Genomic DNA, 13,179 nt, shown 5'->3' on the forward strand with positions numbered 1-13,179 from the left:
CTTTACCTTTAGACTTACCAGTAACGTCAACTTTGTGCACGTCATTGAATAATTCTACAGTGATTTCTTGAGCAAGTGCGAACTCACCCTCATCACCGTTAAGGCGAAATTCCCACAGACAAAGCCCAGCTTCTACGCCAGCTTTAGCAAAATGACCTGCTTGTGGTTTGTTAACGCGACTCGCTTTTTTAGAGCCTGTAGTTACTTGAAGAGCGCGGTAACCGTCTATCTCAAGAGTTTTTACTTGAGTTACACGGTTCGGCTGAACTTCAACAACAGTCACTGGAATTGATACACCGTCTTCTGTGAAGACGCGTGTCATTCCAACTTTACGACCGACTAGACCAATAGCCATTGTTATAACCTCTTACCGTCTTAGGGTTAACCTAAGCTGATTTGAACATCAACACCAGCAGCCAAATCTAAACGCATTAAAGCATCAACAGTTTTTTCTGTTGGCTCAACGATATCGATTAGGCGCTTATGAGTACGGATCTCATACTGATCACGCGCGTCTTTATTAACGTGCGGTGAAGTCAGTATTGTGAAACGTTCTTTACGTGTTGGTAAAGGGATCGGACCACGAACCTGAGCGCCAGTGCGCTTGGCCGTTTCCACGATCTCGCCTGTAGACTGATCGATCAACTTGTGATCGAACGCTTTAAGGCGGATACGGATTCTTTGGTTTTGCATTACACCAAACTCCAATCTAAATTTACACGACAAAAAAAGCCCCTCACACATTCATATCTAATAGATTGAAAGCGGAGCGCTATTTTCACTAATTCGACCCCCTATCGGGGCCGCTGTTGCAAACCCAACCTTGCGGTTGGCACTTGATGAGATATAACCTAATTAAAAGCTTCTCAACAAGCGGACGCATATTATATGTGCAATTATGTAAATACACAAGCTAAAAATACGTACGTTTTCTATTTTATAACCTGACTGCTAATTGCCGCCAAGCTAACTTCGATTCTATCGAAGGATGGTCGCATATCATACAGCCTTTGCTAAATACATCAAGCAATAAATTAGCGGTTCAATGACAAACCGCTAACGCTGTAGTTTCGACTAGCTAAAACTAATTGAGCCTCGACCGCCACGATTACCACTGCTGCGCTTGTTGGCACCGCTTTGTGATTCACTATTACCAGACTTATGGCGTGGGTTGCTGCTTTTTGGCTTATGACCGCGGGCATTGTCACTGCTACGTTGACCATCTTGATGATCAGCATGCGGCTTCTTCGGACGGGCATCTTTAACAGGTCGAGTATCGAGTTCTGTAACCGGTACCTTATGGATCGGGTCAAAGGCTTCGATTGGACGACGCTCGATAACTTGCTTTGTAAGGCGTTCAATGTCTTTTAACTGCTTCATTTCATCATTACTGACTAATGACACGGCTTCACCGGTGGCACCAGCACGGCCAGTACGACCAATACGATGCACATAATCTTCAGCAACATTAGGTAAATCAAAGTTAACAACATGTGGTAACTGGTCAATATCAATGCCACGTGCAGCAATATCAGTTGCCACTAAGATTTTAACTGAGCCATCTTTAAAAGCAGCCAAAGCTTTGGTACGTGCGCCCTGGCTCTTGTTACCATGAATAGCAGCAGCGGTAAGGCCTTTGCTTTCTAAATGTTTTGTTAAACGGTTGGCACCGTGCTTGGTACGGGTAAAGACCAATACTTGCTGCCAGTCATTTTCTTTAATAAGGTGGGTTAACAAGGCCGACTTACGGCTCTTATCAACTGGACATAACCACTGCTCAACACTTTCAACTGTGGTATTTGCCGGGCTAACCGAAATTTCGACTGGGTTATTGATCATACCCTTGGCCAGTTTTCTGATGTCATTTGAGAATGTTGCAGAAAACATCAAGTTTTGACGATTCTTTGGTAAAATATTAAGGATTTTACGAATGTCATGAATAAAGCCCATGTCTAACATCCGGTCAGCTTCATCAAGCACCAATACTTCTAACTGGTTAAACCGAACAGCACGTTGGTTATAAAGATCCATTAACCGGCCTGGTGTCGCGACTAACACGTCGACCCCTTGACGTAATTTCATCATTTGTGGATTAATTTTAACCCCACCAAACACTACAGCAGAACTTAATGGCAAATGCTTACTATAAGTTGCAACGTTGTCAGCAACCTGAGCCGCTAGCTCGCGAGTTGGGGTTAAAATAAGTGCGCGAACCTGATTGTTTTGTGCCCGTTGGCCTTGTGACAGGTTTTGCAAAATTGGTAAGGTAAAACCGGCTGTTTTACCAGTGCCAGTTTGCGCTGCAGCCATTACGTCTTTACCTTCAAGTACCGCAGGAATAGCTTGTGCTTGAATAGGAGATGGCGTGTCATAACCTTGTTCGGCAACTGCCTTTAAGATTTCAGCGGATAGGCCAAGGGTATCAAAACTCATAAGTTGTCTCTTTATATTGCCATGACATAGTCCACGGCTTTAACGAACGGCGACCGGATTATCTAAGCAGTATAGATCGCCAATCGACAAAAGGCGTGTATTCTACAGTAACTCCCAGCTAAGTGTTAGCGATAACAGTCGGCGCCAGATAATTACCAAGGCCAGCACATTATAATTTAGATATCGGCGTTTTATTTAAACGCTGCTGCCATGAGATAATTACTCGGGCCTAACATATTTTGCTTTTATACAGTCTTTTCCTTAAAATCTGCGCACTTTGCTTTATTAAATCGTTAAAAACCGATGGATCAATTATTTTTTATTACTGACTCTAACCTTGAACAGCTAGAGCTAGTGTTTGCTCCTGCCATTATTGGGATCAGTTATCTGGTAGTGATAGCGGCTGAAATGGGTGACAAAAGCCAGTTAGTCTGCATGGTACTTGCCGCTCGCTATCGCGCTGGGCCTGTCGTGGTAGGCGCAATTGCCGCCTTTGTCTTTTTAAACTCGATGGCCGTTGTGATTGGGCTGACATTAACCCAGTTAATAGAATTGAAATACCTCAGTGTTGTGGTTGCCGTGATGTTTTTGGTCTTTGGGATCCAGACATTGCGCCACATCAATCAATCACATGATCAAACTGACACTGTTGATTTTTCAGCATCTCGACTCGTGCTAACGACTTTTGTTTTAATTACGGTTGCTGAATTTGGCGATAAGACCCAGCTAGCAGTCGTAGGACTTAGCACAACACAACCACCACTTTCAGTTTGGATTGGCGCAACGCTAGCACTAATATCTACCACCCTGCTAGGTGTTTGGTTAGGCCGCACGCTGTTACAGCGGATTTCGATGACGTTGTTACATAAGGTAAGTGGCAGCTTGTTTATTATCTTAGGTTTAACCGCTGGCTATCAGGCATATCAGCTGTTTAGATAAATCAGCACGGGCCGGTCAATGACCGACCCGTTGATGAAACTAACTATTGATTTGATTATACCGATTGCATTAAATGATCACATACTTAATGCAATCGGTATTACAAACTGTACCCAGACTCTTCATGCTCTGAAATATCAAGCCCGGTCATTTCTTGCTCGACATCCACCCTTAAGCCATTGGTAAAGTGAGCGACTATTTTAAATAAAATCCAACTGACCACTGCGGTATAACCAAAAGTTGCGACAACCCCGATCACCTGCACCCCAAATTGTTCCGCCATGGTTTCATTGCCAGCAGCAAAACCATAGCCACTAAACACGCCCAATTCGGTTGAGCTAAAAATTCCAGCTAATAAAGTTCCTAAAATACCGCCAACACCATGAACCGGAAAAACATCAAGCGCATCATCGATTTTTAGTTTTTGCTTGATATATACCGTGGCATAAAAACAGACAAAGCCAGCAGACAAACCAATAATCAACGCGCCGCCAGGACCGACATAACCTGAAGCAGGCGTGATGGTACCTAACCCAGCGACCATGCCTGTAACAATGCCTAACGCACTTGGCTTACCAAATTTTTTCCATTCAATTGCCGCCCAAGTAATCGCGCCCATCGAGGCAGAAATATGGGTCACAATAATCGCCATCGCGGCATCACCGTTAGCAGCCAGGGCACTGCCGCCATTAAAGCCAAACCAACCGACCCACAACATGCCAGCGCCGGTGACCGTCATGGTCATGTTATGCGGCAACATTGCAGTCGTTGGAAAGCCTTTACGTGGCCCGAGCATTTTTGCCGAAACCAAGGCTGCGACACCGGCTGTAATGTGCACCACTGTACCACCGGCATAATCGTATAAACCCAATTGCGCTAACCAACCACCACCCCATACCCAGTGGGTAATTGGTGCATAGACTAATAACATCCACGCGGCGCAAAATAACAATACCGCAGAAAACTTCATGCGCTCAGCAAAACCGCCAATAATCAGCGCTGGTGTTATTATCGCAAAGGTCATTTGAAATAACATGAATAAGGGTTCAGGAATATCGCCAACTAAATCATCGCGGCCAATACCAGCCAATAACACCTTATCAAGACCGCCAATAAAGCCATTGCCGCTGTCAAAGGCCAATGAATAACCAATCACTAACCATAAAACAGAGCCGATGGCTGCAATTGAAAAACATTGCATCAAAATCGACAACACATTTTTACTGCGAACTAGGCCTCCGTAAAACAATGCCAAACCCGGCAGAGTCATGAATAACACTAAAGCCGACGACGTTAATACCCACGCAGTATTCGCACCATTTAACGATTCTTGTTGTGCGGTTGCACCAAATGAAAACAAACCAAAGGCAACGGCTAAAAACTTTACCAGCATTGTCATTTAAATAGCCTCTGGACCTTCTTCTGATGTCCTGATCCGGATCACCTGCTCAAGCTCGGTCACAAATATTTTGCCGTCTCCGATCTTTCCGGTATGGGCAGCTTTAACAATCGCCTCAATCACAATCTCTTCACACTCATCGGTAGTCGCAATTTCAAGCTTTACCTTAGGTAAAAAATCAACGACGTATTCGGCACCACGATATAACTCGGTATGACCTTTTTGGCGGCCAAAGCCTTTGACTTCAGAGACCGTAACGCCCTGAACACCAACATCGGCTAATGCTTCTCTTACATCATCAACTTTAAAAGGTTTTATAATTGCAGTTATTAGTTTCATTGCGCATTCCATTATCGTTAGGTGAGAGTCATTTAATGCAGGATTCAAACCATAAGTATTTTATGTTTAAAATCAAACAAATAAGCAACTAACACTTTAATCAAAGTCACGCAACGCACCAATAAAGAGCATCAACAAGGCTTATTCGACCCATTATCGTGCAACAACTAAACAAATTGAGCCATTTTAGCGCGTCGTGCACTTTATTGGTGATGGCATCATAACCACCACGCACCCAATCACTGATGATTGCTTATCGAAATCAACATGCTATGTTTAAGTAAGCGAAGGTACGCAAATAATAGACGGGAGCGCTATCATGATGATAATTTTCGGCGAACAAGAAGTCAGTTCAGATCTCGACAAGGGAACGCTCGAGTGTCCTGTTTGCCAGTGCCAGCAAGCTTTTTCTCATCAGCAAACCCAGCCGTATTTCTATGTGTTTTTTATAAAAACCTTCAAATTATCGCTCAAAAGTGATTTTTTACTCTGCAGCCACTGTGGCTCTTGTTATGATCCGCAACGGCTTGAGTCTCCCAGTGATTACCAACAAGCCATTGATAAAATGGTGCTGTTACGGGTACTGTGTTATCTAGCGACAGGTTACGGCGATACCACTTACAGTCGCCAACGTCTAATCGATATCTATTTCGAACACACACAGATCACCATTGCAAATAGTGATATTACCAATCAAATGATCGCAATTGCTAACGGTCAAAGCCCGACCTTACCTTACCTGCAACAGCAAAAGATTTTCCTGAGCCACCAAGCCAAACAAAAAATAATTTTAGCCAGTTACCAATTTGCTAATCAATCGTGCTTGATGGAGCCAACGGATCAAGACAGAATCAATCAAATTGGCGCAAACATCGATGTCTTACTGCCAGAAATAGAGTATCTGATCGGGTCAATCACCAGCCATTAATTGCAACAGGCTTAATGATCAGGTTAATTTGCGCTACAATTGTTTCTTTTTATTCGGAACATCCTGATGCAATTAGACCAACAAACTCAAGATCAGTTAGACGCTGCCGCCTTTCGTCGCCTGCTTAAGCACCTTGACCACAACAAAGATGTTCAAAATATCGATTTAATGATTTTGGCCGATTTCTGTCGTAACTGTCTCGGTAAATGGTATAAAACCGCTGCCGACGAGCAAGGCGTTGAGATGTCGGATGAACAAGCCCGTGAGCGGGTTTATGGTATGCCATACTCACAGTGGAAAGCCGATCATCAATTACCAGCAACGCCGGAACAGCTGGCCGCCTTTGCTGCAAAAAAATCATGATCGTAAGCCTGCACCAGCAACAACTGGTCGAGTTATTTGCCAACCAGAGAAGTTGGGAAGATCGTTATCGGATGATTATGCGTTTAGGCAAGGCCTTGCCTGCGTTAGACGATGAGCAAAAAACAGATGATCGACTGCTTAGTGGTTGCGAAAGCAAAGTCTGGTTTATCGGTCATTACGACCAAGCTAGCATGCACTTGAACCTAACTATAGATTCCGACGCCAAGATAATTAAGGGCTTAATTTCAATTATCATTAGCGCACATCAAGAGCTAACGTTCGAACAAGTTCAACAATTTGATTGCGTCGAATTTATCGAACAACTCGGTTTGCTTAGCCATTTAAGCCCTTCTCGTGGCAATGGCATTAAGGCAATTATAGAAGCGATTAGGTTATTACAGCCGTGTGCTTAGCTCGTTGGCTCTTTAACTTGAGTTAACTTACTAATCACCCGCGCTACGGCAACAAATCCAAAAGTTGCCGTCACCACGGTGGCAGCACCAAATCCTGACGAACAATCCATTTTCATTGGCCCATCAGTTTGAGATTTTTGCTGGCACACTTCGCCACTCGCGGTCGGATAAACCAACTGCTCTGATGAAAAGACACATTCAATTTGAAAGCGACGTTTCGGATTTTTAGTAAAGTTATGAAAGCGGCGTAACTCATTTCGCACTTTAGCTGCCAGTGGGTCTTGATATGTTTTGGCTAAATCTGCCACTTGAATTTTGGTAGGATCTTGCTGACCACCGGCCCCGCCGACAGTAATAATCTTAATTTTGTTGCGCTTGCAATAAGCTAACAAGGCAACTTTAGCCTTGATGCTATCGATTGCATCAATCACATAATCAAAATCTTTAGTAATTAATTGTGCCAGATTGTCAGGATCTACAAAGTCTTCAACTTGATTAACCACACATTCAGGATTAATCGCCTTAATGCGCTGCGCCATTACCTCAACCTTTGACTGGCCGACAGTATCGACGGTAGCGTGGATCTGACGATTAGTATTGGTAACACAAATATCGTCTAAGTCAATTAAGGTGATTTCACCTATCGCGCTGCGTGCTAAGGCTTCTGCTGCCCATGAGCCAACACCACCAATGCCGATAACACAAACATGCGCTTGTGCTAACTTTGCTACGGCCTGTTCACCATAAAGCCGCTTGGTGCCACCAAAACGAAGATCAAACTGACTAGACATTACCATCCACCAATACTGTACCACTAAAATTAAGTGGGGCATTATCCTCGTTTTGATTATCGAACGCCAGCATCATCTGCGCAGAGTTAGCACTAGCGCAGATGATGCGGTGTAGTTATTGATTAACGGCAGTTTAGGCTGATTTTTTCCAACAATGACATCGCAATATTATTGTCATAATAAGCCGCTTCATTAATAAAAGATCCATACACCGTTTGTTCGCCCTGATAACAAACCTCTTCGCCGGCAAAAGTGACAAAAATCGGCTGGCCAGGTGCAATGGCAGCAAAGTCCTTATCTTGAATATCGCGATGGATCATGCCGGCACGTTCGCCAGACTCGGTCAGCGGTAAATTGATGCACTCAAGGTAACGATATGCGTCAACGGTTTCAGGCAGTTCAGGTAAACGCCCGGTATTATCAAGCTCAATAAAATCAAGGATCAGTGAGGTCATTTTCTCACTTTGATCAAAGACATCATGGCGGATCACCGATTGTGGTACCGGTCCCACTTCAACCATCACACTCATCGGTGCAATGCTCGAAAGAAAATGATGCTCGTCATTGGTTTTATGATCTTCATCGCAACAAATCACCAATTCAGGCATGTGCATTTTAACGTAAGCGGCCAGCTGATTATAAAACTTACCTTTAGCGGTCAATAATAAGGTCGGTCCCATATTCGACGTGGTCGTATGCAGGTCAATAATAAAATCAACTCGCGCGTCCCCCTTAGGCCCGAGCAACTTATTTATTTCCTTAGCTCTTACTTCTTCAACACTGGTTAAACCCGGCTGCGCTAATTCATCACGGTTAAAGCGTCGGTTAAGATCATTATCGACATAACGTTTATTTTCTTGATGCGCCTGAGGGTTACCAAACAAGGTTTCAGTAACAAAGCTGCTACGCTGGATTAGTTCTAGATTTTCTTGCCACTTCTTTAGCAGGTAAATTCCAGTGAACTCATTGCCATGAGTACCACCTACAATCGCTAACTGTTTGATCATTTATCTATCCTTTATCATCGATGACTCAGTACATATTTACTTTGTTACATCTTAACCAATTTTTGTCCGCTTTATCATTACCTATTATGGTAAGTAATTACAATTAGTTATAAGTAAAATTGAACGCATTATGCGGGTAAACTTAACACATAATAAAGCGCATTAACTATCTGCAGCACGCTTAATACCTGCAACATTGGCTTAAGCACTCGTTTAATCGGCAAGTGCCACTGCAGCATCAATGACGAAAACTCATGATCATGCGCTTTTTTTGCTAAAGCGACTGCGATTAAGGTGCCAAGAAAAATAATCCACACTTCCAAGGACAGAATAGCCGCAAAAGCCGCATAGAAAAATGTCATCTGCGCACTAAAGTGCTGGCTCTCTTGAAATATAGGTACACAAGCGGCTAAATATGCCCAAGCGATCACCAACCATAATTTGGTTAATACCGTATATTGAGCTGTGCCAGCAGCCTCACCTTTAAGAGCGACGGCAACCCCCAGTACCCCCCATACCAAAGCAATATAGGGAAATACTTCTAAATAGTTCATCTAATTCATAATCCTTAAAAATAATCTGCCCGCTGTTGGTAGGCACGACCAATATGCTCAATCAACAATCTGACCTTCTCAGGCTGATGGCGAGTATAAGGATAAACAGCGTAGATCCCTAACGAACGTGGTTTATAATCGGTTAATAGCGCAATTAAATCACCATTACACAAATCTTGATATACGCAACAACGAGGCACATAAACGATACCGCACCCAGCCAATGCAGCTTTTCGTAACGCCTGCGCATTATTAGTCGAAAAATTTCCTGAAATTCTAACCGAATGCTCTTGGCCATTTTTTCTCAAACGCCAATCACACGCCCCTTGGGCCTGATAAGCATAAGCAAGGCAGTTAAACTGAGCCAAATCGTCAATAGTTTGTGGCTGACCATTAGCCGTGATGTAACTAGGTGCGCAGCACACTACCCAATTTGATTCCATCAGCGGTTTAGCAATCAAACTGGAATCAGCCAACACCCCGGTCCTAATGGCCAAGTCGAGCCCTTCTTTCACTAAATCAACAAATTGGTTTTCAAGCCGCATATCTATGGTTAAATTCGGATGCTGCTGACTAAACTGTGCCACCGCCTCAGACAATAACAACTCGCCTGAAATAGTCGGCACAGTCATTTTTATTACCCCATTCAAGCCTTGACTAAAATTACTCACAGCGCTCACGGCATCATTTACTTGACGATGAATATCTTTAGCGTGCTGGTAAAGAATTGCTCCGGCTTCGGTTAAGTGTAAACGTCGGGTCGTGCGGTGCAGCAGCTGCACCCCTAACTCATTTTCTAATTTAGTAATTTTTTTACTCAGGGCTGGGGTGGAAATACCCGCAATTTTGGCTGCTTTATTAAATGATTTGGCCTCGACCACAATAGAAAATAACGCGAGTTCATTAGCATTCGACATTAATTACACCGTTTTATGAAATAATAAATTAATTTACAGGCTATATATTAACAATATTTTTAACGATAAATTAAACCCTCGTTAATTTATTGCCAAAAAAAGTCTAATGTCACTAGGGAGCAGTTGTCAGACCAAGATGACATTATGTTTTGACCATAAATTTGTTAAGGTTAAGCGCAATTAATGAGCTGTAAATAGTAGCCCTGAATCAATCTAAAGAAGGCGTATGTATGCTGGCGAAGAAATATCAAGAATTTAGTAATCTAATCACCGAATTTCTGCCGCAAGAGCGGGTAATATCAAACCTAGCTAAATGCTTAGCTTACGGTACTGACGCCAGCTTTTATCGTCTAACACCACAGTTAGTCGTTCAAATAGATAATGAAGTCGAGTTAGTAAAACTCGTTATCGCCGCGCAGTCGGCAGAACTCGCTGTTACTTTTCGTGCCGCAGGCACCAGCTTGTCAGGACAAGCGCAATCAGACTCTATTTTAATTATGCTAACTAATAGCTGGCGTAAGCATCAGGTCCTAGATTTAGGCCTTAAGATAAAGCTTGATCCTGGCGTTATCGGCAGTGACGCCAACAAATACCTCGCGCCTTACGGCCGAAAAATAGGTCCCGATCCTGCGTCGATCAATACCTGTAAAATAGCGGGTATTGCAGCTAACAATGCCAGTGGTATGTGCTGTGGCGTCGCCCAAAATAGCTACCATACACTTGCTAGTATTCGGGTTGTTTTGAATGATGGCGCGATATTAGATACAAGTAATAGTTCCAGCATAGAACAATTTAAAATATCTCATGCCCCGCTACTTGCTAGTTTGAGCCAATTGTCCCAGCAAACAAAAAACAACCAACAATTACATCAATTAATTGAGCACAAATATCGGCTTAAAAATACCACAGGTTATGCGATTAACTCGTTAATCGATTTTGAAGACCCGATCGATATCTTAGCCCATTTAATGATAGGTTCAGAAGGCACCTTAGGGTTTATTTCCTCAGTGACCTACCATACCGTTGTTGAGCACAAGCATCGGGCGTCATCACTGGTATTTTTTCCGGATATCGAAACAACCTGTAATGCGGTCAAAGCCTTAAAAAAAGCCAATGTTGCGGCGGTTGAATTACTTGATCGACGCTCCCTGGCCTCGGTTAGCCAAATGCCTGGCTTACCTGATTTTATTAATCAACTCGACAGTAACGTTGCCGCACTATTAATTGAAACCCGCGCTGCCAATCAACAATTATTAAGTAACCAGACCGCGGAGTTAGTTGAGATATTAGCGCAATTCGAACAAACTAATTGCATCGACTTTACCAGTGATGCCGAGAAATATTCAGCATTGTGGGCAATCCGTAAAGGCACGTTCCCTGCCGTTGGAGCCATGCGCGAAACTGGCACTACTGTTATCATTGAAGATGTCGCCTTCCCCGTTGAACACTTGGCGGCCGGGGTTAAAGACCTGCAACAGTTGTTCGATAAATATCATTACGATGAGGCGATTATTTTTGGCCACGCCCTTGAAGGTAATCTGCACTTTGTGTTCACTCAGGATTTCTCAACTGAGATCGAAATAAAACGTTATCAAGATTTTATGGATGATGTTTGTCATTTAGTTGCGGTGGAGTATCAAGGCTCACTAAAAGCCGAACATGGCACGGGTCGAAACATGGCGCCATTTATTGAACTGGAATGGGGACAGCAAGGTTATCAGCTAATGCAGCAGATTAAATTGTTATTTGATCCCAAAAATCTGATTAATCCTGGGGTCATTATTAATGACGATCCTAAGGCGCATATCAAACACCTTAAAGCGTTACCCGCCGCCGATGAAATTGTCGACAAATGCATTGAGTGTGGCTTTTGTGAACCCGTGTGCCCGTCTAATCAACTCAGTTTTAGTCCGCGACAACGGATCACCAGCTACCGTGAAATTCAACGCTTGCGTCGCAGCAACCAAGACCCTGAACTGTTACATCAACTAGAACAAGATTTTAGTTATTTAGGAGTCGAGACCTGTGCTGCAACCGGGTTATGTGCTGATCGCTGCCCAGTTGGCATTAATACCGGCGATCTTATCCGTAAAATCCGCTCACAAAACAATGCCAAGCACCAGTCGCTCGCCACCAGCCTTGCGAATAACTTTAGCCGCATTGAAGCGGCTAGTAGGATAGCACTGACTGTCGCAGGTCTGAGTCATAAACTGCTTGGCAACAAACTAATGACTCGCATAACGGGCAGCCTGCGCCATTTAACCAATAATAGTTTGCCGCTGTGGACAACATATACGCCAACCAAAGCTAAAACCAAACACAAAACTATTAAAATTGAATACAATAATCAAGCGCCAAAAGTAGTTTACATGCCAAGTTGCGCCAGTCGCAATATGGGGCCAGCGGTTATTGCCGCAGAGCAACGCTCTTTGCCAGAGGTCACTTATCAATTATTGAAAAAAGCAGGATTTGAAGTTATCCGCCCCGACTTCTCTGGTCAGTGTTGCGGCATGCCGTTTAATAGCAAAGGCCTGTTTGAACAAGCGGACGCCAAACGTCACTCTTTGACTCAGCAGCTACTTAATCTTAGTAATAACGGCGAGTACCCTATTTTATTTGATACCAGCCCCTGCAAGTCGATGATGCTTGAGGATCCCGCGGCGGCTTCGGCCCTAAAGATCTATGAACCAGTAGGTTTTATTAACGAGATCCTCAGCCCGTATCTAACATTTACCCCGGTTGATGAAACGGTGATGTTGCATGTGACCTGTTCAAGTCAACGGATGGGTCTGCATCAGCAAATGGTTAATTTAGCCGAACGCTGCTCAAGTGATGTGGTGGTGCCAGAGAACATTGGTTGTTGTGGATTTGCTGGTGATAAAGGTTTTACCACGCCCGAGCTTAATGCCAGTGCGCTCGCCACGTTAAAAGCCCAGGTTCCTGCGGGTTGCAGCAACGGTTATAGCAACAGCCGAACTTGTGAAATAGGCCTGTCACACCATGCGGGCATTGATTATCAATCGATTATTTACTTGGTTGATAAAGCCACCAGCGTTAATGAAGCGACTTAAGCCCTACTATAATTAAAGGTTTGGG

14 protein-coding genes are annotated in these 13,179 nt (G+C 43.7%); 5 read left to right on the top strand and 9 right to left on the bottom strand.

Features of this window, described 5'->3' with window-relative positions; genetic code table 11:
* From HRU23_09195 to HRU23_09205, 3 genes are all read right to left on the bottom strand, one after another.
* The coding region (locus HRU23_09195) for a 50S ribosomal protein L3 (GenBank protein NRA54304.1) at positions 1–355 on the bottom strand (355 nt) is incomplete at its 3' end.
* Positions 356–381: 26 nt separating this feature from the next.
* Positions 382–693, bottom strand: a complete 312-nt coding sequence (gene rpsJ / locus HRU23_09200) for a 30S ribosomal protein S10 (GenBank protein NRA54305.1) — start codon at positions 691–693, stop codon at positions 382–384.
* Positions 694–1,074: 381 nt separating this feature from the next.
* Positions 1,075–2,433 (bottom strand): DEAD/DEAH box helicase, encoded by a 1,359-nt coding sequence (locus HRU23_09205; protein NRA54306.1) that lies wholly within the window; start codon positions 2,431–2,433, stop codon positions 1,075–1,077.
* Positions 2,434–2,736: 303 nt separating this feature from the next.
* Between HRU23_09205 and HRU23_09210 the strand changes: the two genes are divergently transcribed.
* On the top strand, positions 2,737–3,372 hold the full coding sequence (locus HRU23_09210) for a TMEM165/GDT1 family protein (protein NRA54307.1): 636 nt from the start codon (positions 2,737–2,739) through the stop codon (positions 3,370–3,372).
* A gap of 100 nt (positions 3,373–3,472) precedes the next feature.
* On the opposite strand, the gene HRU23_09215 is transcribed toward HRU23_09210, so the two are convergent.
* Entirely contained in the window at positions 3,473–4,771 is a 1,299-nt protein-coding gene (locus HRU23_09215; protein ID NRA54308.1) for an ammonium transporter, read from the bottom strand.
* On the bottom strand, positions 4,772–5,110 hold the full coding sequence (locus HRU23_09220; protein ID NRA54309.1) for a P-II family nitrogen regulator: 339 nt from the start codon (positions 5,108–5,110) through the stop codon (positions 4,772–4,774).
* A 319-nt stretch (positions 5,111–5,429) separates the two neighbouring features.
* Between HRU23_09220 and HRU23_09225 the strand changes: the two genes are divergently transcribed.
* The 3 genes from HRU23_09225 to HRU23_09235 all read left to right on the top strand — a co-directional run bounded on the left by HRU23_09225 (position 5,430) and on the right by HRU23_09235 (position 6,814).
* Positions 5,430–6,038: a hypothetical protein gene (locus tag HRU23_09225; GenBank protein NRA54310.1), complete on the top strand. Its 609-nt coding sequence runs from the start codon at positions 5,430–5,432 to the stop codon at positions 6,036–6,038.
* 66 nt (positions 6,039–6,104) lie between these two features.
* The gene (locus HRU23_09230; protein ID NRA54311.1) at positions 6,105–6,401 is read left to right on the top strand and encodes a DUF1244 domain-containing protein; all 297 of its coding nucleotides are present in this window, start codon (positions 6,105–6,107) and stop codon (positions 6,399–6,401) included.
* Positions 6,398–6,814: a SufE family protein gene (locus tag HRU23_09235; protein NRA54312.1), complete on the top strand. Its 417-nt coding sequence runs from the start codon at positions 6,398–6,400 to the stop codon at positions 6,812–6,814. The genes HRU23_09230 and HRU23_09235 overlap by 4 nt, the downstream gene beginning before the upstream one ends.
* On the opposite strand, the gene tcdA is transcribed toward HRU23_09235, so the two are convergent.
* From tcdA to HRU23_09255, 4 genes are all read right to left on the bottom strand, one after another.
* A complete protein-coding gene (tcdA, locus tag HRU23_09240; protein NRA54313.1) occupies positions 6,811–7,611 on the bottom strand; it encodes a tRNA cyclic N6-threonylcarbamoyladenosine(37) synthase TcdA in 801 nt (266 codons plus the stop codon). The genes HRU23_09235 and tcdA overlap by 4 nt on opposite strands.
* A 116-nt stretch (positions 7,612–7,727) precedes the next feature.
* Positions 7,728–8,612, bottom strand: coding sequence for an aspartoacylase (locus tag HRU23_09245; GenBank protein ID NRA54314.1), 885 nt, complete (start codon positions 8,610–8,612; stop codon positions 7,728–7,730).
* 128 nt (positions 8,613–8,740) lie between these two features.
* A complete protein-coding gene (locus HRU23_09250; protein ID NRA54315.1) occupies positions 8,741–9,166 on the bottom strand; it encodes a hypothetical protein in 426 nt (141 codons plus the stop codon).
* Positions 9,167–9,180: 14 nt separating this feature from the next.
* On the bottom strand, positions 9,181–10,083 hold the full coding sequence (locus tag HRU23_09255) for a LysR family transcriptional regulator (GenBank protein ID NRA54316.1): 903 nt from the start codon (positions 10,081–10,083) through the stop codon (positions 9,181–9,183).
* 230 nt (positions 10,084–10,313) lie between these two features.
* Here HRU23_09255 and HRU23_09260 point away from each other — a divergent pair, with 230 nt between their 5' ends.
* Entirely contained in the window at positions 10,314–13,154 is a 2,841-nt protein-coding gene (locus HRU23_09260; GenBank protein ID NRA54317.1) for an FAD-binding oxidoreductase, read from the top strand.
* The last annotated feature ends 25 nt before the right edge of the window (positions 13,155–13,179 follow it).

This window comes from Gammaproteobacteria bacterium, assembly GCA_013214945.1.
Taxonomy (GTDB): Bacteria; Pseudomonadota; Gammaproteobacteria; order Enterobacterales; family Psychrobiaceae; genus Psychrobium.

Bases quoted from the DNA above. Each gene is read 5' to 3' on its own strand.
- HRU23_09230 (NRA54311.1), top strand. From the start codon at position 6,105: ATGCAATTAGACCAACAAACTCAAGATCAGTTAGACGCTGCCGCCTTT.
- HRU23_09235 (NRA54312.1), top strand. From the start codon at position 6,398: ATGATCGTAAGCCTGCACCAGCAACAACTGGTCGAGTTATTTGCCAAC.
- HRU23_09245 (NRA54314.1), bottom strand. From the start codon at position 8,612: ATGATCAAACAGTTAGCGATTGTAGGTGGTACTCATGGCAATGAGTTC.
- tcdA (NRA54313.1), bottom strand. From the start codon at position 7,611: ATGGTAATGTCTAGTCAGTTTGATCTTCGTTTTGGTGGCACCAAGCGG.
- HRU23_09255 (NRA54316.1), bottom strand. From the start codon at position 10,083: ATGTCGAATGCTAATGAACTCGCGTTATTTTCTATTGTGGTCGAGGCC.
- HRU23_09250 (NRA54315.1), bottom strand. From the start codon at position 9,166: ATGAACTATTTAGAAGTATTTCCCTATATTGCTTTGGTATGGGGGGTA.
- HRU23_09260 (NRA54317.1), top strand. From the start codon at position 10,314: ATGCTGGCGAAGAAATATCAAGAATTTAGTAATCTAATCACCGAATTT.
- HRU23_09225 (NRA54310.1), top strand. From the start codon at position 5,430: ATGATGATAATTTTCGGCGAACAAGAAGTCAGTTCAGATCTCGACAAG.
- HRU23_09215 (NRA54308.1), bottom strand. From the start codon at position 4,771: ATGACAATGCTGGTAAAGTTTTTAGCCGTTGCCTTTGGTTTGTTTTCA.
- HRU23_09210 (NRA54307.1), top strand. From the start codon at position 2,737: ATGGATCAATTATTTTTTATTACTGACTCTAACCTTGAACAGCTAGAG.
- rpsJ (NRA54305.1), bottom strand. From the start codon at position 693: ATGCAAAACCAAAGAATCCGTATCCGCCTTAAAGCGTTCGATCACAAG.
- HRU23_09205 (NRA54306.1), bottom strand. From the start codon at position 2,433: ATGAGTTTTGATACCCTTGGCCTATCCGCTGAAATCTTAAAGGCAGTT.
- HRU23_09220 (NRA54309.1), bottom strand. From the start codon at position 5,110: ATGAAACTAATAACTGCAATTATAAAACCTTTTAAAGTTGATGATGTA.